Here is a 26500-nt window from a genome sequence, read left to right as displayed (position 1 = left end):
GCCGGCGCACCGACGGAGGAGGTTCGACGTGGCACGCCCGTTCACCGGTGGACCCCGTCGTCGCTCGGCGTTCACGGCGCGGCTCGAGAACACGTCGGTCGAGGGGGCGCAGCCGCGCGTCCTCGACGACATGCGCGCCGCGATCCTGGCCGGTGTCGAGCCGCCCGGCACGCTGATCCCGATCGACGCGGTCGCGGCGTTCTTCGGCGTCAGCCAGATCCCCGTGCGCGAGGCACTCAAGATCCTCCTGGGCGAGGGGCTCGTCGAGCACGTGCCGCACGTCGGCTACAGCGTCGCGAAGCTCAGCTACCGGGAGTTCCGCGAGCTGTACGAGGTGCGGCTCGCGCTCGAGAAGGCCGCGCTGGTCGCCGCCGTCGACCGGGCCGGACCCGACGACGTCGAGGCGGCCCGGGCAGCGCTGCTGGAGACGAGCACCGCGCTCGACGCCGGCGACGACCGCGGCTACCACGAGGCGACGCGCCGGTTCCACCTCAGCCTGATCGCGCCGTCGGGCATGCAGCGTCTGCTGCGGATGTACGAGTCGGCGTGGAACCTGACCGAGCCGGTGCGACCCATGACGCACGTCGGGCCCGCGCAGCGCTCGGCGTTCGCGCACGACCACGACGCGATGCTCGAGGCGTTCGAGTCCCGTGACGCCACCGCCCTCGTCGCGCTCTCGGTGGAGCACTACGACCACCTCCTCGACGGCATCGAGGTGCTGAGCGACGACCACGACGTCTTCCGCGAGGCCTGAGCGCCGCGTCCTATAGGACTCCCGTGACGCAAGGTTCACCCGCGGAGTCGAGGGGTCGAAACACCGCGTTCCTAACGTCGGGTGCAGTCCGAGCCCGACGAGGAGACACCCCCATGCCACAGCCCCACGGCGCCCTGCCGAACGACATCGTGGAAGCCGCCGGCTACCCACCCGGAGCCGGTCGACCGCGCCGCGCGTACGACCCTCGCCTCACGAACGAGGACCTCGCTCCGCTGGAGAAGCAGACCTGGACGTCGTACAACATCTTCGCCTTCTGGATGTCCGACGTGCACAGCGTCGGCGGCTACGTGACGGCCGGCAGCCTGTTCATGCTCGGCCTGACGACGTGGCAGGTGTTCGTGGCGCTCATCGTCGGCATCTGCATCGTGCAGGTGCTCGCGAACCTGGTCGCGAAGCCCAGCCAGATCGCCGGCGTGCCCTACCCGGTGATCAGCCGCGCCTCGTTCGGCGTGCTGGGCGCGAACATCCCCGCGATCATCCGCGGACTCATCGCGGTGGCCTGGTACGGCGTGCAGACGTTCCTGGCGGCCGGGTCGCTGTCGATCGTGCTGCTGAAGGTGTGGCCCGGGCTCGCGAACATCGCGACCGACGACACGTCGTTCCTCGGCCTGAGCTACCTCGGCTACATCTCCTTCGCGATCCTGTGGGTGGCCCAGGCCGCCGTGTTCTGGCGGGGCATGGAGTCGATCCGCAAGTTCATCGACTTCTGCGGCCCGGCCGTCTACGTCGTCATGGTCGTGCTGTGCGGCTACATGCTGTGGCGGGCCGGCTTCGACATCGACCTGAACCTCGCCGACCACGCCGTGTCCGGCTGGGCCGCCGTCGGGGCGATGTGCTCGGCGATCGCGCTCGTCGTGTCCTATTTCTCCGGACCGACGCTGAACTTCGGCGACTTCTCGCGCTACGGCAGCAGTTACGAGGCCGTGAAGCGCGGCAACTTCCTCGGCCTGCCGGTGAACTTCACGTTCTTCGCGCTGCTGGTGGTGCTGACCGCCGCCGCGACGGTGCCCGTGTTCGGCGAGCTGATCACCGACCCGGTGCACACGGTCGAGCGCATCGACACCTGGACCGCGGTGCTGCTCGGCGGGCTGACGTTCGTGATCGCGACGGTCGGCATCAACATCGTCGCGAACTTCATCTCCCCGGCGTTCGACTTCTCCAACGTCGCGCCGCAGCGGATCAGCTGGCGGATGGGCGGCATGATCGCCGCGGCCGGCTCGGTGCTGCTGACGCCGTGGAACTGGTACGACAACCCCGAGGCGATCTTCTGGACGCTGGGCATGCTGGGCGCCCTGATCGGCCCGCTCTACGGCATCCTCATCGCCGACTACTACGTGGTGCGCCAGCAGAAGATCGTGGTCGACGACCTGTTCACGATGGAGGAGGACGGCGCGTACCACTACGTCCGCGGCTACAACCCGGCCGCCGTGCAGACGGTGGTGGTGACCGGTGTCGTCGCCGTGCTGAGCGTCGTGGTCCCGAAGCTGTCGGGCGTGCTGCCCGCGCTTCCCGACTACTCGTTCTTCGTCGGCGCGATCCTTTCCGCAGCGCTCTACGTGGTGCTGGCTCGCCGGCAGGGGATCGGGCCGAGCACGAGCGCGGCGGAGTCGACGCCGATCGGTGCGGGGGCCGCCTGAGCATGCACATCCGTGTCATCAACCCGAACACCACCGCGTCGATGACCACGGCGATCGGGGCCTGCGCCAGTGCCGTCGCAGGCCCCGACGTCGTCGTGGAGGCGGTCAGCCCGGTCTTCGGCCCGGAGTCGATCGAGTCGCACGTGGACGAGGCGTTGGCCGTGCCGGGTGTGCTGGCCCGGGTGGCCGAGGGCGAGGAGGCCGGCGTCGACGGCTACGTCGTCGCCTGCTTCGGCGACCCGGGCGTGCAGGCGGCGCGCGAGCTGGCGCGAGGGCCGGTGGTCGGGATCGCCGAGGCCGGGATGCGCGCCGCGACCTACCTCGGGCGTCGGTTCAGCGTCGTGACCACGCTGCAGCGCACGGTGCCGGGCATCGAGGCGCTCACCAGGTCGTACGGCCTCGCCAACCACTGCGGCGGGGTGCACGCCACCGAGATCGGCGTGGTCGACCTCGAGCGCGACCCGCACGCCCGCGAGCGCACGCTCGAGCTCGCCCGCGTCGCCCTGACGGCCGACGGGTCGGACGTGCTGGTCCTCGGCTGTGCCGGGATGACGGACTTCGCGGCGTGGCTCGGCGACGAGCTGGGCGTCCCGGTCGTCGACGGGGTCGCCGCCGCCACGACCACCGTGGTCGGGCTGGTGGCGATGGGCCTCGGCACGAGCAAGGCGGGCGAGTTCGCAGCGCCCCGCGCGAAGCGGGTGAGCGGATCGTGGGCCGACGTCGACCTCAGGCTGCCTGCGCCCTGAGCGCGGCGACGGTGTCGTCGGTGCAGGTGTCCCAGAACCCGCCGACGGCGTCCTCGACGTGCGCGAAGGAGTCGGCGGCGAAGAGTCGGTCCTGGTAGTGGGTGATGTCGTAGTCGGTGGTGCCCATGGTGACGACGTCGAGCGGCTCGATGGTCATGGCACGGAACTCCTCGATCTCGCCGGGGCTCGACAGGATGCCCGCGCCGTAGGCCTTGAGTCCGTCGGGCTCGTGCACGACGCCGAACTCGAGGGTGAACCAGAAGACGCGGCTGACGAACTCGAGCGCCTCGGTGGTCTCGACGCGGCGCGCGGCCCTGCCGGCGGCCTCGTAGAGGCGGGTGAAGCGGCGGTCGGCGAGCGTGTTGCCGTGGCCGACGACCTCGTGGAGCACGTCGGGCTCGGGCGTGTAGAGGGGCACGGAGTGGTGGCGCACGTACTGGGTGGCCCAGAAGCCGTGGTCGGCGAGCGCGCCGTAGAACTCGCGCAGCGGGACGAGGCCGGCGGCGGGCCGGTAGCGGAACCCGGTGAGCGGCTCGAGCCGGTCCGACAGATCCTCCAGCTGCGGCACGCGGTCGAGGGGGAGGTCGAGCGCGGCCTTGCCGTCGAGGAACTCGCGGCAGGCGTACGTCTCGTGCTTGGTCTGCAGGTCCTCGCTGACGACGCGCCAGACCTCGTGCTCCGCGTCGGTGTACGGCGCCTCGGGTGCGGGCTCGCCCGGCTCCCACCGGTGCGCGAGGGTGGCGAGCAGGTCGCGTCGCGCGCGGTACTCGGGGTCGTGCAGACCGGGGTGGTCGGCGCCCAGCTCGACGGTGACGGCACCGTCGGCCGTCGTCGTGACGGGGGCGTAGGACTGGCCTTCCTCGAACACGGGTCCTCCTGTCCGCGGCCGACCGGGTGGGGTCGCCCGCCGTGGGTGGGGTCGCGCCGGGTGGGGCGCGGCGTCGACCGGGGTGTGGTGTGTTGCCGGTCACATCCATCCAACCACGCACCGAAGAGCTGCGAACGGCGTGTGTCGTGTTCCGCCCATGCCGACCCGTTGCGTGAGCTGGCAAGACTTGGGAACCACTGCGCGGCCCCCAGCCTGAGCAGACGGGTATTGACCCCGCCCCCTATGTAGACGGGCAGCTCCTGGATCTCTACGTCTTCCCACGGAGCATGGGCAAAGGCTCAGGCGTGGGACGCCTGTCCCAGCGCATGCCGCAAGCACAGTGGAACTGAGAGAGCTCAACTGGCCCGCGTGTATTTGCGAAGCGCGAGCACACCGACGATAAGCGGTACAGCAACAATCGCTCGGACCAAGTACACCCAGGCGCTGTCACTGGCCGTGGACCCGGTGCGAAGCAACGACCCAATGGGGCTCACCGCGTCCGACGACCACGCGTTCAAGAAGTTGCCGATGCCTTCGTGATCGAGCTGGAAACCTTGATTGATGCCCAGGACAGCAGTGAGAAGCAGCGACGCGGCGAGCCACGTGAGGAACGCCGGTCCGGGACGTTCGCCGTACCCGAGAAGCCTGTAACCCCAAAGCGCCGTCTGCTCCCAGAAGCCGGCGGTGACCTGGTGCCGGAGTCGCTGAGCGCACCAGCCCACTTTCGTGCTCGCGGATCCCGAAGCGCCCTTGTCGCGCACGATCTCTGCGTAGCGGCGCATGAGATCGGCGTCGTACACCAGAGCCAGCCGATCGTCTCGATTGACAGGGGGGCGTGTTCTGAGCGTCCACCGGAGTTCCCAGCCAGGAAGGTTTCTAGTATCCGGTTCGACCCGGCGTGCATGCGCTGTCGGGTTCAGACTATTGAAACCGCTAGGACCGCGTTCGAAACGGATATTCTCGAGTTGGGCTCCTAGTAAGGGTTGGTCGATCTCTCTGAGGGGCATCACGCCCGTGACGAGGAAGCCGTGGTCAGGATCCCCCAGAAGCGTGCCTCCGCTCAGATTTCCTAGTGTCACCTCGCCTTTCAGTCCTGCTACAACCGCTTTCTCGTCTGTGAGCTCGAGCCGTGCTTCATCTTCAAAGTGAAGATTCTCGCCGCGGCTGCTCACGGAGAGTGCTATCCCCTGCCCCTGAACCCGTACGAGCGATGCTGTGCCGACGACAAGATGCGCTGTTCCCTCTATCGAAAGACTGTTGCATGTCTGAATGCGAACAGACTTGAGTGTTTGAGCTTTGGCTTCCAGCGGTCTCACGACAAGGGTGCTGCTCATGTTCGTCTCGCGTGCGTGACCAACGAGAGTTTCGATGCTGGTGACGTCGCCGACCGCGAGATGCGACGCACCAGCTGCGACGGACAGTGTTCCCACGTGCGCTCCGTCTAGTTCAAGGCTCTGGCCGCTGAGTCGAACAGAGGCGAACTTCCCACTGAGGCGGCAACCTTGCTCGATGCCCGAACCGTGAATGTCAACATCAAAAACTGGGGATTCGCGCTGGGCTCGGATTCTGCTGTTCCGCAGCCCGATCTTCGCGGATTCGCTAAAACATGCAACAGTGAGCCCGTCTGTGTCCTTGATGAGGAGCGATCCTCGAACGGTGGAATCGACCACAAGCCCCCATAACGCGGTTCTCGCAGCGCGCGATGCCTTAAATTCGATCTTGGCCTCAGTGTGAAGTTCCGACATGATTACCGCTTCAATGAAACGTGCCTCGATAGCGACAGGACTCTCAGATTCCCTTGTTGGAGAGATAGCGCTGAGATTCAGAGTCATGTGACTATCGCGTCGGTGGGCCTCGGAGATGTGGATGAAGGGCGAACCGTCCTCCTCGGCGTCGAGACCGAAACGGGCCCAGCGGTTGGCGTTTCGGAGTTCGTCGAGAAGAGAGTTGAGGCGTTCTTCAGTCATCTGAACGTCCTTGCTTCGCCGATACCGAAACTGGTGGCGCCGCCGAACGCCTCGCCGAAGGCGTCCTCCAGGGCGGCGTAAGCTGCGTCTTCGCCCGTGAGGGTGGCGTCCAGTGTGCGGTTCATGGGACGCGGCTGATGTCGACGGCGGTGGAGCGGGTCCCGTCGTTCCGGAGGTCTGCTGAAATGGCGACCTCGCCGTAGACCACCATCGTGGTGCCTCTGTTGCGCCGACGTGCCTCGCGGCGTGTGCTGAGCTGAACGCGCTTGCCGGCGGCGGTGTCCGCCCACGCCTGGTAGCTGCTGGCGAGGGCGTCGGCGGCTGCGGCCCTCGTGTTCGGTCCTCCGCGGTTCGTGGAGCCGTGCATGGCGCGCACGATACCAGCGGGACTGGTGTTGTCCCGCGGCTTGCGAAGCGCAGCCCATACGGCCCGCAGGAACTCTGCGCTCGCTAGGATTTAGCCCTTCCCTATCCGTTCGAGGTGGTCGAGGACGTCCCCTACAACAGTGGCGGCCAGGGCGAGATTCGTGCCGAACGTGTGGGCGTCGGGGCGGTCGTGAAAGAGCAACTTCGTTCTCCCGTCGAGGGTGCACGGGTCGGCGCGTCGCTGAAGAGACGACCCTGTCCGCTACTCCCCGACACTCCCGTCGAGCGCCTGGCGCAGGAGGTCGGCGTGGCCGTTGTGGCGGCAGTACTCCTCGACCATGTGGACGACGATCCAGCGCAGCGAGACCGGCTCGCCGGTGCGGCGGTCGGGGCGGGCGGGGCGGGCGGCGAGGGTGTCGAGGCCGTCCGGCGCGGCGTCGAGGAGGGCGTCGGAGCGGGCGACCGCCGACTCCCACAGGTCGCGGAGGTCGGCGGGCTCGTCGTCGACGGCCGAGTGCCAGTCCCAGTCGGGGTCGTCGGCCCAGGGCGCGTCGTCCCACGGGGCGGTGGGTTCCGCGCCGGAGAGGACCACGCCGAACCACCAGTCCTCGACGTAGGCCAGGTGCTTGGTCATGCCGCCGAGCGTCATCGTCGACGGGGGGAGCGGGGTGTGCAGCTGGGCGTGGTCGAGGCCGTTCGTCTTCAGCGCGAACGTGCGCCGGTGGAAGTCGAGGAACCCGCGCAGCGTGTCGACCTCGCTGCCGGCCAACGGCGGCTCGGTGCGGCCGTGCTCGTCCGTCGTCATGCCCCACCCCAGCACGACGTCACGTGAAGGGGCAAGCCCGACCTCACCGTCGGAGAAGGCGTCGTAGCAACCCGGCGGGTCGGTCGGTCTCCGACGGGACCTCGTGGCCGGCGCACCACTGGTCGGCGGGGACCATGGCGCGCACCTGCGCCACGTGCTGGCCGCAGCCCGCCCAGGTGGTCTTCGAGCAAGTGGAGCAGGTGACAGGACGACACATCGGGGGTTCTCCTTCGGATCAGACGGCGGGGTCGGTGCTGGCGTCGTCGGGCGCGAACTCGCAGAACGCGGCATACGCGCGAGGGCCGTGGATCGTGGCGGGTCCGCCGTGCATGAGGAACGTGACGCCGATGGCCTCGGCGGCTTGCTGGCGAGTGGCGCCGGCACGTGCAGCCGCCTGGGCGTGGGAGGCGATGCAACCGTCGCAGCCCTCGACCACGCCGATCGCGAGAGCGATGAGCTCCTTGGTGCGGACGTCGAGCGCTCCCTCGGTGAACGCCGCGCGGTGCAGCTCACCGAAGCCCGCGTAGATGTCGGGAACGGCGCGCTTCAGGGCGCGGTGCAGTGGCGAGAGCTCGTCGAGCACGGTCTTTCCGTGGGACATGTCAAACCTCCTCATCTCATCCCCCCTGGGGGATACGGAAACCGTAGCATATCCCCCTGGGGGGTTATGCTGTCCACATGCATCTCAAGCCCGAGGAGACCAAGGCCGTCGCTCTGCGCATGAAGCGCGCGCACGGCCATCTGGCCAGCGTCATCCGCATGCTGGAGGAGGGCGCTGAGTGCGAGGACGTCGTCACGCAGCTGGCTGCGGTCAGCAAGGCCATCAGTCGCAGCGGGTTCGCTCTCGTGAGCACCGGCATGCAGAAGTGCGTCACCGAGGGCGAGGACGTGGACGTCGCCCGGCTCGAGAAGGTCTTCCTGTCGCTTGCCTGAGCCTCAGCCGAGCACGCGGTCGAGGTAGGGGTTGCTGAACACGCGCTGCGGGTCGAGCTCGTCGCGCACCGCCACGAAGTCGTCGAACCGGCTGTACCGCTGGCGGAGGTAGTCGGCGTCGAGCGTGTGCATCTTGCCCCAGTGCGGGCGACCCTCGTGGGCCGTGAACACGTCCTGCGCGGCGCGGAAGTACGCGGTCGGGTCGAGCCGGTGGTACTGGTGCACGGCCACGTAGCAGTTGTCGCGCTCGTGACCGGTCGACATCCACACGTCGTCGGCCGCGGTGAAGCGCACCTCGATCGGGAACGCGACCGTCTCGTGACCTGCCGCGAACCAGCGCTGCAGCCCGGCGATCACGTCGTGCAGCGCACCCCGAGGCACGGCGAACTCCGACTCGCAGAACCGCACCCGGCGCGGCGACACGAACACCTCGTGGGACTGGTCCACGTACTCGCGCGCCGAGAGCGCCGAGCCGCTCACCTGGTTCACGCGCGGCACCGCCGACCGGAAGCGAGCGCCCACCCGGTTGACGACCTCGAACAGTCCGTTGCTCAGCAGCTCGTCGTCGACGAGGTGCCGCAGCCGGCCGACCGGCGCGCGCTCCGTCCCCTCCGGCACGCGGTTGTTGCGCTTGACCAGCGCCTTCTCCGTGTGCGGGAACCAGTAGAACTCGAAGTGGTCGTTCTCCTCGACCAGCTCGGGCAGCCGCTCCAGCACCTCCGGCAGCCGTATCGGCTCCTCCCGGGCGTGCAGCAGGAAGGCCGGCACGCACTGCAGCGTCAGCTCCGTGACGACCCCGAGCGCACCGAGCCCCACCCGGGCGGCCCCGAACCAGGGGTGCGTCTCGTCGATCTCGACGACGTCGCCGTCGGCGGTCACCAGCTGCACGCCGACGACGGCCGCCGCGATGCCCTGCAGCCTCGCGCCGGTCCCGTGCGTGCCGGTGGACACCGCACCCGCGACGGACTGCGGGTCGACGTCGCCCAGGTTCGGCAGCGCCAGGCCGAGCGACTGCAGCAGCGGGTTCAGCCGGTGCAGCGACATTCCCGCCTGCACGCGCACGCGCCTCGTCGCCGCGTCGTGCCAGACGAGCGTGTCCATGCGGTCGAGGCGCAGCAGCACGCCCTCGGTGGCCGCGATCGGCGTGAACGAGTGACCGGCGCCGTAGGCCTTGACCGGCAGGCCTTCGGCCCGGGCCGCGTGCACGGCCTCGACCACCTCGGCCGTCGACGTCGGGTGCAGCACCCGCCGCGGGTGCGAGCGCACGTTGCCCGCCCAGTTGCGCCAGAGCACGCTCATCGCGTCGTCCTCGTCATCCGAAGTTCTTCCCCTCGCCTCGGTAGGTCGGCACGGTCTCGGCGCGGCCGGCGTCGTCGACGAGCGTCACGGTGTCGAACCGCTCGCACATCTCGCCGGCCTTCGCGTGCCGGAACACGACGCGCTCGCCGATGCGCAGGTGCCGGGCGGCCTTGCCGCGCACGGGCGTCTGCACCTCGCCCACGCCCTCGGTGCCGACCAGCGACAGACCCTCCGGCCAGACCGGCGTGGGCATGCGGTTGGCCTGCGCGGGCCCCGACGCGGTGTACCCGCCGGCGAAGCAGGTGGCCACGTCCTTGGCCGGTCGACGCACGACGTCGAGGACGATGTATGCGGCGGGTCGCGCCTCGAAGGCGTCGTAGCGGTCGAAGAGCGTCGGCGTGAACAGGCCCGAGCCGGCGGTCAGCTCGGTGACGGTCGGGTCGGCCCCGGTCACCTCGAGGCTGCCGGTGCCACCGGCGTTCACGAGCTGGAGGTCCGCGTGCTGCGACACCGCCTCGACCACGGCGCGACGTCGGTGGGCGAGCTCCGTCGTCGACAGTCGCTTGACGACGCGCACGGCGGCGGAGGTGTCGGGCAGGCCGGCCACCTGCGCGTCGTAGAACATGACGCCGACGAGCTGGAACCCGGGCCGTGCGGCGAGTCGTCGGGCGACGCCCGCCGCCTGGCGCGCGGTGTGCACGGGGGAGCGGCGCACACCCAGGTGCACGGGGTGGATCCCGAGGGCCCCTGGGCGCAGCGAGGCGTCGACGTCGAGGCAGATCCGCAGGGTCGGGTGCGACCCGCCGACCACGCGCTGAATCGCGTCGAGCCCCTCCTCGGAGTCGACCATGAGCGTGATGGCCGCCCGACGTCGCTCGCCGGCCTCCCCGGGCTCCGTGAGCGCGAGCAGCCCGGCGCGGTCGACGGTGGGGTACGCGAGGAGGACGTCGTCGGTGACGTCCTCGTCGACGAGCCAGCAGCTCTCCGCGAGCGAGTAGGTCATGACGCCCGCGAACCCGGGGCGGGCGAGCGTGCGCTCCAGCACCGACCGCACGCGCACCGACTTGCTCGCCACCCGCACGGGTACCCCGCCCGCCCGGCGGACGAGGTCGTCGGCGTTCGCCCAGAGCGCCGGCTCGTCGAGCACTGCGAGCGGCGCGGACCGGTCGGCGGTGGCCGACAGCAGACGCGGGAATGGTGCGCTCACGAACCCCAGCATGGCACGGAGGTGGGGGTCAGCCGCCAGGTCGAGACGCCGGGCCGAGGTCGAACCACTCGGGCGCCGCGGCGACGAACTCCGCCCGCGGCAGCGCACCCACTCCCTCGGGCACGACGGCCAGGAGCGGCACCCCCGTCACCCGGGGAAGGTCGTCACGGTTGCACGTCTCGGCGAGGCCAGGGCGCTCGGGCCACGCGCCCACGACCACGCCCAGTGGCTCCACGCCGCGTGCCCGCAGCGCCTCGACGGTGAGCGCCGTGTGGTTCAGCGTGCCGAGACCGGCCCTCGCCACGACGACCACGTCCACGGTGACGTCGGGCGGCGCGGCCTCGGCCAGCCCGACCGCGAGGTCGAGCAGCGTCCCGCCGTCGGTGTCGAGGCGGACGAGCAGCCCGCCCGCGCCCTCGACGAGCACGACGTCGTGGCCCGTCGCCAGCTCCAGCACGGCGCCCACGTGCTCCGACACCGGTGGGAGCGCGACACCCTGACGGCGGGCAGCGGTGTCGGGGGCGAGCGGGTCGTCGAGCGCCACCAGCTCACGGCACTCGACCCCGGTGAGCTGTTCGACGGTGCGCGCGTCGCGCGGCTCCGGGTCGGCGCCGCCGATGCCGGTCTGCACGGGCTTGACCACCACCACGCGACCGCGGGCGGTGGCCGCGAGGGCGGCGACGGCCACCGTCTTGCCGACCCCGGTGTCGGTACCGGTGACGACCACGACGCGGCTCATCGGAACGTCCCCATCATGCCGACCAGCACGTCCAGGGCACGCGACCAGTCGTCGTCGGCGACACCTGCGCTCGCCGTCACCCGCAGGCGCGAGACGCCGTCGGGCACCGACGGCGGACGGAAGCACCCGACCCGCACCCCGGCATCGAGCGCGGCGGCCTGGGCGGCGACCGCCGCGTGCGGCGACGGCATCGGCACCGACAGCACGGCCCCCGCAGGCGCGGCGACGTCGAGAGCGGTGGCGAGCTCGCCGACGCGACGGTGCACCGTCGCGGCCAGGTCGGGCCGGCGGCGCACCTCGTGCAGGGCGGCGAGTGCCCCGGCTGCCGACGCGGGTGCCAGGCCGGTGTCGAACACGAAGGCCCGTCCGCGGTTCACCAGGTGCTCGCGCAGAGCCGCGGGTCCGAGCACGGCGCCGCCCTGGCTGCCGAGCGCCTTCGACAGCGTGGCCGTGACCACCACGTGGTCGAGGCCGGCGAGCCCGAGCCGCGCCACCAGGCCCGGCCCGTGCACCCCGAGCCCGTGCGCCTCGTCGACGACGAGCAGCCCGCCGTGCCGCTCGCACAGCCCGGCCAGCTCGACCAGGGGCGCCGCGTCGCCGAGCACGGAGTACACCGACTCCACGAGCACCAGCGCCCGCTCCTCGGCACGCTCGGCGTCACGCAGGGCGCAGGCCACCGCGTCGACATCGCCGTGGGGGACGATCGTCAGCCGAGCGCGCGACAGGCGCACGCCGTCGACCAGCGACGCGTGCACGTGGGCGTCGGAGACCACCCGCGTGCCTCGGTCGGCGAGGGCGGCGACGACGGCCAGGTTCGCGTGGTAGCCCGTCGACGTCACGAGCGCCGCGGGCTGGCCGAGGTCGCGGGCGAGGGTCTGCTCGAGCTCCTCGTGCACGGCGAGCGTGCCCGTGACGAGCCGGGACGCCCCGGCGCCCGCGCCCCATTGCAGCGCTGCCGTGGCGGCGGCGCGCGTGACGGCAGGGTCGCGCGCGAGACCGAGGTAGTCGTTGCCCGCGAGGTCGATCGTCGGGTCGTCGACGCCGCGCGGTCGCAGCCTGCGCACCAGCCCGGCCTCCTCGCGCGAGGCGTGCTCCTGCGCCCACCAGTCCGTCCAGACGCTCATGCCGCCCGCGCCGCCTCGCCGACCCCGGCCACCAGCTGCGCCAGCGCGGCGTCGTCGCAGACGTAGGGCGGCATCGTGTAGACGAGGTCGCGGAACGGTCGCAGCCACACGCCCGCCGCGAGGGCGGCGTCGGTGGCCGCCGCGATGTCGACGGCGTGGTCGAGCTGCACCACGCCGACCGCCCCGAGCGTGCGGACGTCGACGACGCCCTCGACGGCGCGCAGTGGCGCGAGACCACGGGCCAGCGCCTCCCCGACGCGCTGCACGTCGGCCTGCCAGCCGCGCTCGAGGAGGAGGTCGATGCTGGCCGACGCGACGGCGCACGCCAGCGGGTTGCCCATGAACGTCGGGCCGTGCATGAGAGCGCCGGACTCGCTGGCCGTCACGCCCCGCGCCACCTCGTCGGTGCACAGCACCGCGGCGAGCGAGACGTAGCCCCCGGTGAGCGCCTTGCCGACGCAGAGGACGTCGGGCGCGACCAGCTCGCTGACGAAGAGGTGACCGGTGCGACCGAAGCCCGTGGCGATCTCGTCGTGCACGAGCAGCAGACCGTGCTCGTCGGCCACCTCGCGCAGCACGCGCAGGCACGCGACTGGGTACGGGTGCATGCCGCCCGCCCCCTGCAGGAGCGGCTCCACGACGACGCCCGCCAGCTCGTGGGCGTGCCGGGCGGCGAGGTCGCGCACGCCGTCGGCCCACGCCGTCACCTCGGCGTCCGACGCGTCGTGGCGCGGCGGCCGGTCGGCGAACACCTGCTGCGGGAGGAGGTCGCGCCACATGGTGTGCATGCCGCCGACCGGGTCGGTCACGCTCATGCAGTCGAACGTGTCGCCGTGGTAGCCACCGCGCACCGTGAGCATGCGGGTGCGCTCGGGGTGCCCCGTCCCGCGCTGGTGCTGCAGCACCATCTTGAGCGCCACCTCCACGGCCACCGAGCCGGAGTCGGCGAGGAACACGCGCTCCAGGGGGGCGGGCGTCAGGTCGACGAGCCGTCGCGCCAGCTCGACGGCCGGTGCGTGCGTGAGCCCGCCGAACATCACGTGGCTGAACGACGCGACCTGATCGACCACCGCACGGTCGAGGACGGGGTGGCGGTACCCGTGCACCGCGGCCCACCACGACGACATCCCGTCGACCACCCAGTCGCCGTCGACCTCCAGTCGGCACCCGTCGGCGCCTGTGACGACCCTGGTGGGCGAGGGCTGCGTCATCGACGCGTAGGGATGCCAGACGTGCGCGCGGTCGAAGTCGCGCAGGTCGGCGAGGGTCGCGGTCACGGGAGGGCGGTGGTCAGGCGTTGGCGGGGACGTCGGTGCCCGCGCCGCGCTGCCGGATCGCGAGACCGGCCGTGCCGTCGTGGGAGGCGCAGCCGCTGCAGGCGGTGCCGCACCCGGTCGACGCGGTGCCGCACGGCGAGGCCGCGGGCGCCGCTGCCGTCGGCTCGGCAGGCTCGTGCCCGTGGAGGTCGTCCGCGCCGAGGATGGTGAAGCCGTGATCGCGGATCAGCTCGACGTCGGCCTTGGCGTCCTGGCCCTCCGACGTCAGGTAGTCGCCGAGGAAGATCGAGTTGGCCACGTGCAGCGCGAGGCCCTGCAGCGAGCGCAGGTGCATCTCGCGTCCGCCGGCGATGCGCACCTCGCGGTCGGGGCAGACGAAGCGCGCCATCGCCAGGATCTTCACGCAGCGGGCCGGGGAGAGCTCCCACGTGTTCTCGAACGGCGTGCCGTCGAACGGCATGAGGAAGTTGACGGGGATCGAGTCGGAGCCGAGCTCCTTCAGCGCGAACAGCGCCTCCACGAGCTGCTCGTCGGTCTCGCCGAGCCCGGCGATGAGCCCCGAGCAGGGCGACAGGCCGGCGGTGCGCGCCTTGGAGATCGTGTCGACGCGGTCGTCGTAGGTGTGGGTGGTGACGATCTCATCGTGGTGCGACGCCGCGGTGTTGATGTTGTGGTTGTAGGCGTCGACGCCGGCCTGTTTGAGCCGCTCGGCCTGGCCGTCCTTGAGCAGCCCCAGGCAGGCGCACACCTCGACGTCGGGGTAGCTGTCCTTCAGTGCCTCGGTCATCTCGGCGACCTTCTCGACGTCGCGGTTCGAGGGGCCGCGTCCCGACGAGACCAGGCACACGCGCGACGCGCCGCCTCGTAGTCCGGCGCCCGCCTGGCGCAGCGTCTCGTCGGTGGAGAGCCACGAGTACTTCAGGATCGGCGCCTCGGACCCGACGGCCTGCGAGCAGTAGCTGCAGTTCTCGGGGCACAGCCCGGACTTCAGGTTCACGAGGTAGTTGACCTTGACCGTGGCGCCGAAGTGCGCGCGGCGCAGACGTCCGGCGGCCGCGACGACGTCGAGCAGGGCGGCGTCGTCGGCGCGCAGCACCGCGAGCGCGTCCGCCTCGGTGGCGCTGCCCCCGTCGAGGATGCGGGTGGCGAGCTGGTCGAACGATGCGGTCATGACGGTCCTCGACTTCGGTGGCGGCCCCTGAACACCGTTCAGGTGAACGGTGTTCAGGCGACGATAGCCGATCCGCGCGGGCGCGTCACGGGGTCGTCGAGGCGGCCCGCCTCACCGTCCTCACCGTCGCCGTCCGCGCCCTCGCGGGCGTCGTAGGCGTCAGCGGCCCATGATCGGATCGAGCAGTCCGTCGAGCATCCCGGGGGAGGGGCTCGAGGACGGCGACGGCGACGGGCTGGGTTGCTGGGTCGGGGACGTCGGCCGCGGGCTGGGCGTCGTCGGCCCGGTGGGGGTGGCCCCGGGCGTGGTGGGCCGGGGCGTCGTCGGCGTGGTGGCACCTCGGTCGGGGGTGCGTCCGCTCGACGCGGCGGCGTCGCGGTCGGAGTCGCCGTCGGAGTCGGAGTCGGGGTCGGGCTCGCGCTCGTCGCGGGAGTCGTCGTCCTTCGCGTCGCGCTCGCTGCCAGGGTCGGTGCTGCGCGGGGTGGGGGTCGGGCTGCTGGTCGAGGGCCGGGGCTCGGCGGCCGCCGACGGGTCGCCTCCGTCGCCGAGGGAGGTGAGCGCGACCGCGCCGACGGCGAGCATGAGCACGACGGCGCAGGCGGCGGCCGTGCTGAGGGTGCGGATGCGCACGGGACCTCCCGGGTGGACGACCTTCCACGGTAGACAACGACGCAACCGCCCGCCGGTGACGTCCGCGGCCCTACGATGGGTCCGCACGCCTCCGTAGCTCAGTCGGTAGAGCGCCTTACTTGTAATAAGGATGTCGCGGGTTCGATTCCTGTCGGAGGCTCCGAGCGCCAGCGAGGAGACTCCGACAGGAATCGGGAGGACCCTCCACGGCGCAGCCGTCCCTCAGGGACGGCTCCTGTCCTGCGCTCCGAGCGCCAGCGAGGAGACTCCGACAGGAATCGGGAGGACCCTCCACGGCGCAGCCGTCCTTCCGTGACGGCTCCCATCGCAGGTGCACGTTTACGTGGGGCCCCAAGCAAACGTGCGCTGGGGGCGTCAGCTTGCGTGGGGGAGAGCGTGTTCACGTGGGGCCCCACCCGAACGTGCGCTGCGGGCGTCGGTTCACGTGGGGCCCACGTCAACGTGCGCTGGGGGCGTCACTTTGCGTGGGGGCGAGCTTGTTTACGTGGGGCCCCACGCAAACAGGCCCGGGCGGTGGGGGTGGGGCGGGACGCAAATCGGCCCCGGACCGGGGTCCGGGGCCGACGCGTGGGGGTCAGGCGAGGTCGTAGGCGCGCTCGCGGTGGAGGGCGGAGTCGAGGCCGCCCTCCTCGTGGTCGGGGTCGACGCGCAGGCCGATCGTCTTCTTCAGCGCCAGCGCGATGACGAGGGTCAGCACGAAGGAGTAGGCCAGCACCGCGCCGGCGGCGGTGGCCTGCACACCGAGCAGGCGCAGCCCGCCGCCGTGGAGCAGGCCGGCTTGGCCGCTGGGGGCGTCGGCGGTGGCGATCAGGCCGACCATGAGCGTGCCGACCACGCCGCCGACGAGGTGCACGCCGACGACGTCGAGGGAGTCGTCGTAGCCGAAACGCTCCTTCAGGCCGAGGGCGAGCGGGCACACGATGCCGCCCGCGACGCCGACCAGGATCGCGCCCATGGGGCTCACCGCGCCGCACGACGGGGTGATGGCGACGAGGCCCGCGATCGCGCCCGACGCCGCACCCATGGTCGTGGCGTGGCCGTCGCGGACGATCTCGACGCCGAGCCAGGCGAGCATCGCGGCGCACGTGGCGACGAAGGTCGTGAGCATGACGACCGACGCGTTGTGGCCGGCGGCGAGGGCGGAGCCGCCGTTGAACGCGTACCAGCCGGCCCACAGCAGACCGGCGCCCAGCAGGGTCAGCGGCAGGTTGTGCGGACGCGGCGCGGTGCCCCATGTGCGCCGCTTGCCGAGGACGATGGCGATCGCGAGCGCTGCCGCGCCGGAGTTGATGTGCACGGCCGTGCCACCGGCGTAGTCGACCGCCTTCAGCTTGTTCGCGATCCAGCCGCCGACCGTCGAGCCGTCCGTCGCGTCGAAGGCGAACACCCAGTGCGCGACGGGGAAGTAGACCAGCACCGCCCAGACGGCGGCGAAGACCATCCAGCTGCTGAACTTCATGCGGTCGGCCGCCGCGCCGGAGATGATCGCGACCGTGATCGCCGCGAACAGCGCCTGGAAGACGGCGAAGAGCGCGAGCGGCAGCGCGGTGTCCTTCTCGGTGAGCACCCCGCCGAGCCCGGCGTACTCGGTGACGTTGCCGAGCAGCCCGGCGCCCCCGTACGAGTCGCCGAACACCATCGAGTAGCCGAAGAGCACCCAGAGGATGCCGACGACGGCGACGGCGCCGAACGTCATCACCATCATGTTGAGGCTGCTCTTGACGCTGACCATGCCCCCGTAGAAGAGCGCCAGTCCCGGCACCATCATCGTCAGACCGATGATGCAGCTCAGGATGAAGGCGGTGGTGCCTGTGTCCATGTCCATGTCTCCTGCTGTGGCCCGCACTCCCGCGGGCGTCTCAGCACAGTGGACTCTGTCTACTTTGCGTTGACATGACGTCGACGTAACAACGTTGCGTCGCACCACCTGGACCGCCTTCCCGGTCCCGCGGCGACTCGACGCGCCCTCGTCCGGCGCGCCCCGGCGGCCGCTTCGAGGCCGCGTCTCGTCACGGACTTCTCACGCTCGGGAAACACGACCGTCATCTGCGTTCTGTCTACTCAAAGTAGACAAAGATTCACGCCAGTGGATAGGCTCGCGACGAGGGCCTCGCACCGGCGCGGCACCCCCGAGGAGCAGCATGACCAGCACCGCATCCCCCCTGGCGACCCTGGCCAAGGAGAGCGGGACGACGTTCATCCTGGCCCTGTTCGTCGACCTCACCGGCAAGCCCTGCGCCAAGCTCGTGCCCGTCGAGGCGGTGGAGGAGCTCGCCCGCGAGGGCGTCGGCTTCGCCGGCTACGCGGCGGGAGCGATGGGTCAGGAGCCCAAGGACCCCGACATCATGGCGATCCCCGACCCGGCCTCGTTCACGCCGGTGCCGTTCGTCAAGGAGGGCCTCGCCCTCGTGCACTGCGACCCCCACGTGGAGGGCGAGCCGTGGCGCTTCGCCCCGCGCGTCATCCTGCGCCGCATGATCGAGCGTGCCGCCGAGCGCGACCTGTCGGTCTACCTCGGCGCCGAGATCGAGTACTTCCTCGTGGCCAAGGACGAGCGCGGTGCGCTCGTCACCGCCGACCCCTCCGACTCCGCCGCGCGCCCCTGCTACGACGCGCGCGGCGTGACCCGCATGTTCGACCACCTCGCGTCGGTCTCGACGGCGATGAACCAGCTCGGCTGGGGCAACTACGCCAACGACCACGAGGACGGCAACGGCCAGTTCGAGCAGAACTTCGACTACGCCGACGTCCTCACCACCGCCGACCGCGTCATCACCGCGCGCTACCTGATCTCGATGCTCGCCGAGCAGCGCGGCATGACCGCGACGTTCATGCCGAAGCCGTTCGGCGACCGCACCGGCAGCGGGCTGCACATGCACCTGTCGCTGTGGAAGGACGACGAGCCGCTCTTCCCCGCGGCCGACGACCCGCGCGGCCTCGGCCTCTCGGAGCTGGCCTACCAGGCGATCGCCGGCGTCCTCGAGCACGCGAGCGCCCTGCAGGCGCTGGTCGCGCCGACGGTGAACTCCTACAAGCGCACCGGCGCGGTCGCGACGACCTCGGGTGCGTCGTGGGCGCCGCGCGTGCCCACCTACGGCGGCAACGACCGCACCCACCTGGTGCGCGTGCCCGACGGCAACCGCATCGAGCTGCGCGGCGGCGACGGCTCCGCCAACCCGTACCTGGCGGCTGCCGGCGCGATCGGCGCGGTGCTCGACGGCGTCGAGCGTCGCCTCGACCCCGGCGCGCCCGGCGGCAGCGACGACGCCGACCGCGCGCCCCTGCCGCTCACCCTCCTGCACGCCGTGGAGGCCCTCGAGGCCGATCCCGCCGTGTCGGGCGTGCTCGACAGCGTCGGCCCCGACGTGGCCCGCTACTTCGCCGACCTCAAGCGCGAGGAGTTCTTCACCTGGCACAGCCAGGTGAGCGCCTGGGAGGTCGACCACTACCTGACGGCCTTCTGAGCCGCCCCACCCCTGACGCACCTCGAAGGAGACACCCCATGTGCGGCATCGTCGGACTCCACCTCCGCAACCCCGACCTGTATCCCCGACTCGGTGAGCTGCTCACCGGCATGCTCTGCGAGATGGAGGACCGCGGTGCGGACTCCGCGGGGGTCGCCGTCTACGGCGACCCCACCTGGGCCCCGCCCGGCGTGGCCACCGTGTCGGTGCTCGCCGACGGCGTCGACGCCACGACGCTCGCCGAGCAGCTGACGGCGGCGGTGGGCAGCGACGTCGACGTCACGACCGCCGGCCCGACGCTGCTCGTGCACGGGCCGGTGGAGGCGTCGACGCTCGCCGCCGCGGTGCGCGCGACGGCGCCGGACGCGCTGGTCATCGGCTTCGGCGAGGACCTCGCCGTGCTCAAGGGTGTCGGACGTCCGCGCGACCTCGCCGCGACCTTCGGGCTCCCGTCCGCGCAGGGCTGGCAGGGCGTCGGGCACACGCGCATGGCCACCGAGTCGGCCGTGACCCCCGCGGGCAGCCACCCCTACGCCGTCGGGCCCGACCAGTGCATGGTGCACAACGGCTCGTTCCACAACTACCCGACGATCCGCCGCGAGCTGGAGGCGCGCGGCGTCCGGTTCGACAGCGGCAACGACACCGAGGTCGGCGCCCGCTTCGTCGCCCAGTGCCTCGAGGACGGGCTCGACGTGGAGACCGCGCTCAAGGAGCTGTGCCGTACGTTCGACGGCTTCTACACGCTGCTCGTCTCGAACCGCGACTCCTTCGCCGTCGTGCGCGACGCCATCGCCTGCAAGCCGGCCGTGGTCGCCGAGACCGACGACTGGGTCGCGATGGCGTCGGAGTACCGCGCGCTCGTGGGGCTGCCCGGCATCGAGTCGGCCCGCCTGTTCGAGCCGGAGCCGGAGCGGATCTACGCATGGACCCGCTGACCGCGACGCCCACCCCGACCTCCCACCGGAAGGACCCCACCATGGCCGCCACGCTCGAGCTCGACCTCGCCGTCAGCACCCTCCGCGAGGTCAACGCGCGCCTGCACGACCCCGACCTCGGCGCCGACGACGTCGTCGTCACGCACCCGGCGGGTCGGCACAGCGTCGCGGTCGGGCTGAACCGTCCGATGACCGTGACGGTCAAGGGCCACGTCGGCTACTACGCGGCGGGCATGAACCAGTCGGCCGACGTCGTCGTCGAGGGCAACGTGGGCGTCGGGGTGGCCGAGAACATGATGAGCGGCTCGGTGTGGGTGAAGGGCAGCGCGTCGCAGTCGGCGGGCGCCACCGCCCACGGCGGGCTGCTGGTCGTCGAGGGCGACGCCGCCGCCCGCTGCGGGATCTCGATGAAGGGCGTCGACATCGTCGTCGGCGGGAGCATCGGCCACATGAGCGCCTTCATGGCGCAGGCCGGCCGGCTCGTCGTCCGTGGCGACGCGGGCGACGCGCTCGGCGACTCCATCTACGAGGCCCGCATCTACGTGCGCGGCACGGTCGCGTCGCTGGGCGCCGACTGCGTGGCCAAGGAGATGCGACCCGAGCACCACGAGGAGCTCGCGACGCTGCTCAAGAGCGCCGGCTACGAGGACGACGACACCCACGCCTACACGCGCTACGGCTCCGCGCGCAGCCTCTACCACTTCCACGTCGACAACACGTCGGCCTACTGACACCGAGGGCAGCCACCATGACCCAGTACCGCACGCAGCCGCGCACGTCGGCGACCTTCGACCCGGCCACCATCGCGGAGATCCAGCGCGCCGCCGACACCGGCATCTACGACATCCGCGGCTGGGGCGCCAAGCGTGCCCTGCCGCACTTCGACGACCTGCTGTTCCTGGGCGCGAGCATGTCGCGCTACCCGCTCGAGGGCTACCGGGAGCGGTGCGGCACCGACGTCGTGCTCGGCGACCGGCACGCGAAGTACCCCCTGCACCTCGAGACGCCAGTAACGATCGCCGGCATGAGCTTCGGTGCGCTGTCGGGCCGGGCCAAGGAGGCGCTGGGCCGTGGCGCGAGCGAGGTGGGCACGTCGACGACGACCGGCGACGGCGGCATGACGCCGGAGGAGCGCAGCCAGAGCAAGCACCTCGTCTACCAGTACCTGCCGTCGCGCTACGGCATGAACCCCGACCACCTGCGCCAGGCCGACGCGATCGAGGTCGTGCTGGGCCAGGGCGCCAAGCCGGGCGGCGGCGGCATGCTGCTCGGGCAGAAGATCACCGAGCGGGTCGCCCAGATGCGCACGCTGCCGCAGGGCGTCGACCAGCGCAGCGCGTCGCGCCACCCCGACTGGACCGGCCCGGACGACCTGACGATCAAGATCGGCGAGCTCCGCGAGATCACCGAGTGGGAGAAGCCCGTCTACGTGAAGGTCGGCGCCACGCGCACCTACTACGACGTGAAGCTGGCGGTGCACGCCGGCGCCGACGTCGTCGTGGTCGACGGCATGCAGGGCGGGACGGCCGCCACGCAGGAGGTGTTCATCGAGCACGTCGGCATCCCCACGCTCGCGGCGATCCCGCAGGCCGTCCAGGCCCTGCAGGAGCTCGGCGTCCACCGCAAGGTCCAGCTGATCGTCTCCGGCGGCATCCGCACCGGCGCCGACGTGGCGAAGGCGATGGCCCTCGGGGCCGACGCGGTCGCGATCGGCACGGCCGCCCTGGTCGCGCTCGGCGACAACGACCCGCGGTGGCAGGCCGACTACGAGGCGCTCGGCACGAGCGCCGGGGCCTACGACGACTTCCAGGAGGGCAAGGACCCGGCCGGCATCACGACGCAGGACCCCGAGCTGCAGCAGCGGCTCGACCCGGTCGAGGGCGGTCGGCGGCTCGCGAACTACCTGCGCGTGCTGACGATGGAGGCGCAGACCATCGCACGCGCGTGCGGCAAGGCGCACCTGCAGCACCTCGAGCCCGAGGACCTCGTCGCCATCACCATCGAGGCTGCCGCGATGGCGAGGGTGCCGCTCGCGGGCACGTCGTGGATCCCGGGCCAGACCGCGGGCGGGTCCTGGTGAGCGCGTCGCGTGCCGTCGTCGTCGGCGGTGGGCTGATCGGGCTGTCCATCGCGCGGGCGCTCACGGAGCGGGGGCTCACCGACGTGCTCGTGCTGGAGCGCGGGCTCCTCGCGAGCGGCGGCACCGGCAAGTCCAGCGGCATCGTGCGGGCGCACTACGGGGTGCCGTCGATCGCCGCGATGGCCTGGCGCAGCCTGCCTGTGTTCGAGGCGCTCGGCGCCGAGGTCGGCTTCCGCCAGGTCGGCTACACGGTGGTGGTCGGCGAGGAGAACGCCGGACCGTTGAAGGACAACACCGCCATGCACCAGGGCCTCGGCATCGAGGTCGACCTCGTCGACCCCGACCAGGTCGCGGCGCTGTGGCCGATGATGAACGTCGACGACGTGGCGCTCGGCGGCTACGAGCCGCGCGGCGGGTTCGCGGACGCCACCCAGCTGGCGCTGCACTACGGCCAGCGGGCCCGTGCCCACGGTGCGCGGGTGCGCCAGAACGCGCCGGTCGCGCGGGTCGTCACGTCGGGCAGCCGGGTGACGGGGGTCGAGCTGGCTGACGGCGAGGTGGTGGAGGCCGACCTGGTCGTGGTCGCCGCGGGCTGGTGGTCCGCGCGGCTGCTCGCCGACCTGGGCGTGGACTTCCCGGTCGAGGCCTACCGTTCGGAGCTGCTCGTCGTCGACACCGGTGCGCCCCTGCCCGACCTGCCCGTCGTCTCGGACCTCGTGAGCCTGCAGTACTGCCGTCTCGAGGGGTCCGGGCAGTTCCTCGTGGGCAACAGCGACCACGCCGACTTCGGCCGCAAGCTCGTCGACCCCGACCACTACTCCAACCACGCGAGCGACGCGAGCCTCGAGGCGTACGCCGAGAAGCTGCTCCACCGGTTCCCCGGCTTCCCCGACCCCTCCGTCACGCACACCTACGCGGGTGTCTACGACGTCCCGCCCGACTGGAACCCGGTCATCGGACCCGTCGGCGACGTCGACGGCCTCGTGCTCGCCGCGGGCTTCGCCGGGCACGGCTTCAAGATCAGCCCGGCCGTCGGCGACCTCGTGGCCGACCTCGTGCTCGAGGGCGACAGCACCGACCCCGACGTGCCCGCGTCGGACTTCCGCCTGTCGCGCTTCGCCGAGGGTGACCTCCTGACCAGCCTGCACCCGTACGTCGGGGCGGGGGAGATGCGGTGACCGGCGCCGCGCCGTCGCCGACGCGGTCCCGCCGGCCCGCCAGCGTCGCGTCGCTCCTGGCCGACGTCCGCGACGTCGGTCGCGACCCGCGGCGCGGCGGCTACTCGAGGTTCGCGTACGCGCCCGCCGAGCTCGAGCTGCGCACGTGGTTCGAGGCAGAGGCGGCGCGGCGCTCGCTCGACGTCGTCACCGACCGCAACGGCATCCTCTGGGCGTGGCGGCCCGGGCCGGGCGGGTCGCTCGACGACGCCGTCGTGACCGGCAGCCACCTCGACTCGGTGCCCGGTGGTGGCGAGTTCGACGGACCGCTCGGCGTCGCGTCCGCCTTCGCGGCGCTGGACCTCCTCGACGCCCGCGACGTCGGCGGCGAGCGCCCGCTGGCGATCGTCGCGTTCCCGGAGGAGGAGGGCGGCCGCTTCGGGCGCGCCTGCCTCGGCTCGCAGCTGATGACCGGCGAGCAGGACCCCGACCGGGTGCTCGGCCTGCTGGACGCCGACGGCACGTCGCTCGCGGACGCGCTCACTGGCGCCGGCCTCGACCCCGTGCACCTCGGCCGCGACGACGAGGCGCTGCGGCGCATCGGCGTGTTCGTCGAGCTGCACGTCGAGCAGGGGCGCGGTCTCGTCGACCTCGACCAGCCCGTCGCCGTCGCCTCCTCGATCCTCGGGCACGGTCGGTGGCGGCTCACCGTCACGGGCGAGGGCAACCACGCCGGCGCGACGCTCATGGCCGACCGGCGCGACCCCATGGTCGCCGCGGCGCAGGTGGTCGTCGCGGTCCGCGACCTCGCCCGCAGCCGCCACGATGCTCGGGCGACGGTTGGGCGCCTGCAGCCCGTGCCGGGAGGCACCAACGTCATCGCGTCGCGCGTCGACCTCTGGCTCGACGTGCGCCACCCCGACGACGACGTCACGCGCGCGCTCGTCGCGCAGGTGCTCGAGTCGGCGCACGCCGTGTGCGCGGCGGAGGGCTGCACCGTGGAGCTGGTCGAGGAGTCCTACAGCGGGCAGGTCCGCTTCGACGCGGGTCTGCGCGACCGGCTGCGTGGCGTGCTGCCCGACGCGCCGGTGCTGGCGACGGGCGCGGGGCACGACGCCGGCGTCCTGGCGGCGCACGTGCCGTCGGCGATGCTCTTCACGCGCAACCCCACCGGGGTCTCCCACTCCCCGGAGGAGCACGTCGACGACGCGGACGCCGAGGCCGGTGCGGCCGCCCTCGCCGACGTGCTGCAGGACCTGCTCGTGCCGCGGGAGCCCCGCTAGGATCGCCCGCATGACCGACGACGCGCCGCTGCTGCGCAACGCCGCCGGCAGTGCCCGCGACCGCGATCCGGCGGAGCCGGTCGAGGCGATGGCGCTGGAGCAGGCCATCGCGGTCAACGTCCGGCACCACCGCACGGCGGCCGGGCTGTCGGTCGCCGACATGGCGCAGCGTCTGGGGCTGTCGAAGGCGATGCTGTCGAAGATCGAGAACGCGCAGACGTCGTGCAGCCTCGCCACGCTGCAACGTCTGGCGACCGGGCTCGACGTGCCGGTCACGTCGCTCGTGCGCGGCGCCGACGAGGAGCGTCAGGCCGTGTTCACGCCGGCGGGCCAGGGTCCGCGCATCGCCCGGCACGGCACCAAGGAAGGGCACGAGTACGAGCTGCTCGGTGCGCTGCGGGGTCAGCACAAGCGGCTGGAGTCGCTCATGGTGACCCTGACGGAAGACAGCCAGACGTACCCGCTGTTCCAGCACCCGGGCACCGAGTTCCTGCACGTCCTCGAGGGCCGCATGGTCTACGGCCACGGTGGTTTGCGTGGGGCCCCACGCAACCCGGCTCGCCCCCACGCAACCGTGCGCCGGATCTGCGCGTTTGCGTGGGGCCCCACGCAAACGCGCACGGGAGAGCGGGCCGCGGGGGGCGCAAGGATCTGCGTTCGCGGTCGGGCTCGGACGCGCGGAGGGCAGGGTCAGAGGGCGACCTCGAAGAGTCCTGCGGCGCCCATCCCACCTCCGACGCACATCGTCACCACGACCCAGCGGGCACCCAGCCGGCGCCCCGCGAGCAGCGCGTGGCCGACGGCGCGCGATCCGGTCATGCCGTAGGGGTGTCCCAGGGCGATGGCGCCGCCGTCGACGTTCATCCGCTCGGGATCGATGCCGAGCACGTCGCGACAGTGCACCGCCTGGGAGGCGAACGCCTCGTTGAGCTCCCACACGCCGACGTCGCCGACCGTCAGGCCGTGCTGGTCGAGGAGCCGGGGGATCGCCGCGACCGGACCGATGCCCATCTCGTCGGGCTCGCACCCGGTGACCGCGATGCCGACGTAGTAGCCGAGCGGGTCGATGCCCCGGGAGGCCGCGAGGTCGGCGTCCATCAGGACGTTGGCCGACGCGCCGTCGCTGAGCTGGGAGGCGTTGCCGGCGGTGACCGTCGGGTGCGCGGTCACGTCGCCGGGCTCCAGCACGGTGCGGAGCCCGGCCAGACCCTCCGCCGTCGTGCCGGCGCGCACGCCCTCGTCGGCCGAGACGGTCACCTCGACCCGTGACGTCTCACCGGTGGTCCTGTCGGTGCGGAGCGTGTGCACCGTGATGGGGGCGATCTCCTCGGCGAGGTGGCCGGCCTCCTGGGCGGCTGCCGCGCGCAGCTGCGACTGCAGCCCCATCTCGTCCTGGCGCTCGCGGCTGACGCCGTAGCGCGAGGCCACGTTCTCGGCGGTGTGCAGCATCGGAAGGTACAGACCCGGCACCCGCTCGCGCAGCCAGGGGTCGCCGGCGCGGTGGGTGTTCAGGTGCTCGTTCTGCACCAACGAGATCGACTCGACCCCGCCCCCGACCGCGACCCTCTGCCCGTCCACCAGGATCTGCTTGGCCGCGATCGCGACGGCCATCAGTCCCGACGAGCACTGACGATCGACGGTCGAGCCGGGTACCGACACCGGCAGCCCGGCGCGCAGTGCGGCCTGCCGGGCGACGTTGAACCCCGAGGCGCCCTCGGGCATCGCGCAGCCCATGACCACGTCCTCCACCTCGGCCGGGTCGACGCCGGCGCGCTCCACCGCGTGGCGGACGGCGTGGCCCGCGAGCTCCACGGCGGGCGTGTCGTTGAAGGCGCCGCGGTACGCCTTGCCGATCGGGGTGCGGGCGGTGGCGACGATCGCTGCTCTGGGCACGGGGACTCCTGTCGAAGGATTCTCGGAAGTTTTCTCGGCAACGTACTTGAACCTGAACCCGGGTTCAAGTACGTTGCTCGACGTGAGCCAGGTCACGTGAGACCGGTCACATCGAAGGTGAGG

The 26500-nt window shown here is 71.8% G+C and carries 26 protein-coding genes, 1 tRNA gene and 1 pseudogene; 12 read left to right on the top strand and 16 right to left on the bottom strand.

The window, feature by feature from the left end; translation table 11 throughout:
• Positions 1–28: 28 nt before the first annotated feature.
• From A6Q81_RS09420 to A6Q81_RS09410, 3 genes are all read left to right on the top strand, one after another.
• Positions 29–754 (top strand): GntR family transcriptional regulator, encoded by a 726-nt coding sequence (locus A6Q81_RS09420; protein WP_286690302.1) that lies wholly within the window; start codon positions 29–31, stop codon positions 752–754.
• Between the two features lie 113 nt (positions 755–867).
• Positions 868–2412 carry an NCS1 family nucleobase:cation symporter-1 gene (locus A6Q81_RS09415; protein WP_286690301.1) on the top strand — a complete coding sequence of 515 codons (1545 nt, stop codon included), beginning with the start codon at positions 868–870 and terminating at the stop codon, positions 2410–2412.
• 2 nt (positions 2413–2414) lie between these two features.
• Positions 2415–3158, top strand: coding sequence for an aspartate/glutamate racemase family protein (locus tag A6Q81_RS09410; RefSeq protein WP_286690300.1), 744 nt, complete (start codon positions 2415–2417; stop codon positions 3156–3158).
• Here A6Q81_RS09410 and A6Q81_RS09405 read toward each other — a convergent pair.
• From A6Q81_RS09405 to A6Q81_RS09380, 7 genes are all read right to left on the bottom strand, one after another.
• On the bottom strand, positions 3139–4026 hold the full coding sequence (locus A6Q81_RS09405; RefSeq protein ID WP_286690299.1) for a phenylalanine 4-monooxygenase: 888 nt from the start codon (positions 4024–4026) through the stop codon (positions 3139–3141). The two genes, A6Q81_RS09410 and A6Q81_RS09405, sit on opposite strands and share 20 nt — an antisense overlap.
• Before the next feature lie 356 nt (positions 4027–4382).
• The gene (locus tag A6Q81_RS09400; protein WP_286690298.1) at positions 4383–5993 is read right to left on the bottom strand and encodes a hypothetical protein; all 1611 of its coding nucleotides are present in this window, start codon (positions 5991–5993) and stop codon (positions 4383–4385) included.
• The gene (locus tag A6Q81_RS09395) at positions 5990–6118 is read right to left on the bottom strand and encodes a hypothetical protein (RefSeq protein ID WP_286690297.1); all 129 of its coding nucleotides are present in this window, start codon (positions 6116–6118) and stop codon (positions 5990–5992) included. Before A6Q81_RS09395 ends, A6Q81_RS09400 begins: the two co-directional genes overlap by 4 nt.
• On the bottom strand, positions 6115–6360 hold the full coding sequence (locus tag A6Q81_RS09390; protein WP_286690296.1) for a hypothetical protein: 246 nt from the start codon (positions 6358–6360) through the stop codon (positions 6115–6117). Before A6Q81_RS09390 ends, A6Q81_RS09395 begins: the two co-directional genes overlap by 4 nt.
• A gap of 261 nt (positions 6361–6621) precedes the next feature.
• Positions 6622–7164 carry a DinB family protein gene (locus tag A6Q81_RS09385; protein WP_286690295.1) on the bottom strand — a complete coding sequence of 181 codons (543 nt, stop codon included), beginning with the start codon at positions 7162–7164 and terminating at the stop codon, positions 6622–6624.
• Between the two features lie 43 nt (positions 7165–7207).
• Entirely contained in the window at positions 7208–7381 is a 174-nt protein-coding gene (locus tag A6Q81_RS17365) for a DUF8730 family Cys-rich protein (protein WP_502692811.1), read from the bottom strand.
• 18 nt (positions 7382–7399) lie between these two features.
• Positions 7400–7765, bottom strand: coding sequence for a carboxymuconolactone decarboxylase family protein (locus A6Q81_RS09380; protein ID WP_286690294.1), 366 nt, complete (start codon positions 7763–7765; stop codon positions 7400–7402).
• A gap of 77 nt (positions 7766–7842) precedes the next feature.
• On the opposite strand from A6Q81_RS09380, the gene A6Q81_RS09375 reads away from it, so the two are divergent.
• Positions 7843–8097: a metal-sensitive transcriptional regulator gene (locus tag A6Q81_RS09375; protein ID WP_067853923.1), complete on the top strand. Its 255-nt coding sequence runs from the start codon at positions 7843–7845 to the stop codon at positions 8095–8097.
• A gap of 3 nt (positions 8098–8100) precedes the next feature.
• Here the strand turns inward: A6Q81_RS09375 and A6Q81_RS09370 are convergent, their stop codons facing one another.
• The 7 genes from A6Q81_RS09370 to A6Q81_RS09340 all read right to left on the bottom strand — a co-directional run bounded on the left by A6Q81_RS09370 (position 8101) and on the right by A6Q81_RS09340 (position 15544).
• On the bottom strand, positions 8101–9396 hold the full coding sequence (locus tag A6Q81_RS09370; protein WP_067853926.1) for a D-arabinono-1,4-lactone oxidase: 1296 nt from the start codon (positions 9394–9396) through the stop codon (positions 8101–8103).
• Between the two features lie 13 nt (positions 9397–9409).
• On the bottom strand, positions 9410–10603 hold the full coding sequence (locus A6Q81_RS09365; protein ID WP_286690293.1) for an alanine racemase: 1194 nt from the start codon (positions 10601–10603) through the stop codon (positions 9410–9412).
• 28 nt (positions 10604–10631) lie between these two features.
• Positions 10632–11342 (bottom strand): dethiobiotin synthase, encoded by a 711-nt coding sequence (gene bioD, locus A6Q81_RS09360; protein ID WP_286690292.1) that lies wholly within the window; start codon positions 11340–11342, stop codon positions 10632–10634.
• Complete coding sequence (locus tag A6Q81_RS09355; protein ID WP_286690291.1) at positions 11339–12466, bottom strand: 8-amino-7-oxononanoate synthase; 1128 nt, start codon at positions 12464–12466, stop codon at positions 11339–11341. The genes bioD and A6Q81_RS09355 overlap by 4 nt, the downstream gene beginning before the upstream one ends.
• Positions 12463–13743 (bottom strand): adenosylmethionine--8-amino-7-oxononanoate transaminase, encoded by a 1281-nt coding sequence (locus A6Q81_RS09350; protein WP_286690290.1) that lies wholly within the window; start codon positions 13741–13743, stop codon positions 12463–12465. Before A6Q81_RS09350 ends, A6Q81_RS09355 begins: the two co-directional genes overlap by 4 nt.
• A gap of 13 nt (positions 13744–13756) precedes the next feature.
• Positions 13757–14914: a biotin synthase BioB gene (gene bioB / locus A6Q81_RS09345; RefSeq protein ID WP_286690289.1), complete on the bottom strand. Its 1158-nt coding sequence runs from the start codon at positions 14912–14914 to the stop codon at positions 13757–13759.
• A 159-nt stretch (positions 14915–15073) separates the two neighbouring features.
• A complete protein-coding gene (locus tag A6Q81_RS09340; RefSeq protein WP_286690288.1) occupies positions 15074–15544 on the bottom strand; it encodes a hypothetical protein in 471 nt (156 codons plus the stop codon).
• Positions 15545–15631: 87 nt separating this feature from the next.
• Between A6Q81_RS09340 and A6Q81_RS09335 the strand changes: the two genes are divergently transcribed.
• Positions 15632–15704 (top strand) — tRNA-Thr (locus tag A6Q81_RS09335).
• Positions 15705–16139: 435 nt separating this feature from the next.
• Here the strand turns inward: A6Q81_RS09335 and A6Q81_RS09330 are convergent.
• Positions 16140–17384: an ammonium transporter gene (locus A6Q81_RS09330; RefSeq protein WP_286690287.1), complete on the bottom strand. Its 1245-nt coding sequence runs from the start codon at positions 17382–17384 to the stop codon at positions 16140–16142.
• Between the two features lie 322 nt (positions 17385–17706).
• Between A6Q81_RS09330 and glnT the strand changes: the two genes are divergently transcribed.
• The 7 genes and pseudogenes from glnT to A6Q81_RS09295 all read left to right on the top strand — a co-directional run.
• Complete coding sequence (glnT, locus tag A6Q81_RS09325) at positions 17707–19029, top strand: type III glutamate--ammonia ligase (protein ID WP_286690286.1); 1323 nt, start codon at positions 17707–17709, stop codon at positions 19027–19029.
• Positions 19030–19067: 38 nt separating this feature from the next.
• Positions 19068–19964, top strand: coding sequence for a class II glutamine amidotransferase domain-containing protein (locus tag A6Q81_RS09320; RefSeq protein ID WP_067853951.1), 897 nt, complete (start codon positions 19068–19070; stop codon positions 19962–19964).
• Positions 19952–20695 (top strand): protein glxC, encoded by a 744-nt coding sequence (locus A6Q81_RS09315; RefSeq protein WP_083516184.1) that lies wholly within the window; start codon positions 19952–19954, stop codon positions 20693–20695. Before A6Q81_RS09320 ends, A6Q81_RS09315 begins: the two co-directional genes overlap by 13 nt.
• A gap of 17 nt (positions 20696–20712) precedes the next feature.
• A complete protein-coding gene (locus A6Q81_RS09310) occupies positions 20713–22044 on the top strand; it encodes an FMN-binding glutamate synthase family protein (RefSeq protein WP_286690285.1) in 1332 nt (443 codons plus the stop codon).
• Entirely contained in the window at positions 22041–23222 is a 1182-nt protein-coding gene (locus tag A6Q81_RS09305; protein WP_286690284.1) for an NAD(P)/FAD-dependent oxidoreductase, read from the top strand. The genes A6Q81_RS09310 and A6Q81_RS09305 overlap by 4 nt, the downstream gene beginning before the upstream one ends.
• Complete coding sequence (locus tag A6Q81_RS09300) at positions 23219–24484, top strand: allantoate amidohydrolase (protein WP_286690283.1); 1266 nt, start codon at positions 23219–23221, stop codon at positions 24482–24484. The genes A6Q81_RS09305 and A6Q81_RS09300 overlap by 4 nt, the downstream gene beginning before the upstream one ends.
• Positions 24485–24494: 10 nt before the next feature.
• A pseudogene (locus A6Q81_RS09295) lies at positions 24495–24749 on the top strand (helix-turn-helix domain-containing protein); the annotation flags it as partial.
• Positions 24750–25174: 425 nt separating this feature from the next.
• Here the strand turns inward: A6Q81_RS09295 and A6Q81_RS09290 are convergent.
• Entirely contained in the window at positions 25175–26377 is a 1203-nt protein-coding gene (locus tag A6Q81_RS09290; protein WP_067853965.1) for an acetyl-CoA C-acyltransferase, read from the bottom strand.
• Positions 26378–26500: the final 123 nt, after the last annotated feature.

The organism is Aeromicrobium sp. REDSEA-S38_B2, assembly GCF_001628525.1.
GTDB classification, from domain to species: Bacteria; Actinomycetota; Actinomycetes; order Propionibacteriales; family Nocardioidaceae; genus Aeromicrobium; species Aeromicrobium erythreum.
Note: the sequence above shows the minus strand (reverse complement) of the source record. Positions and strands in the feature narration are given on the sequence as shown.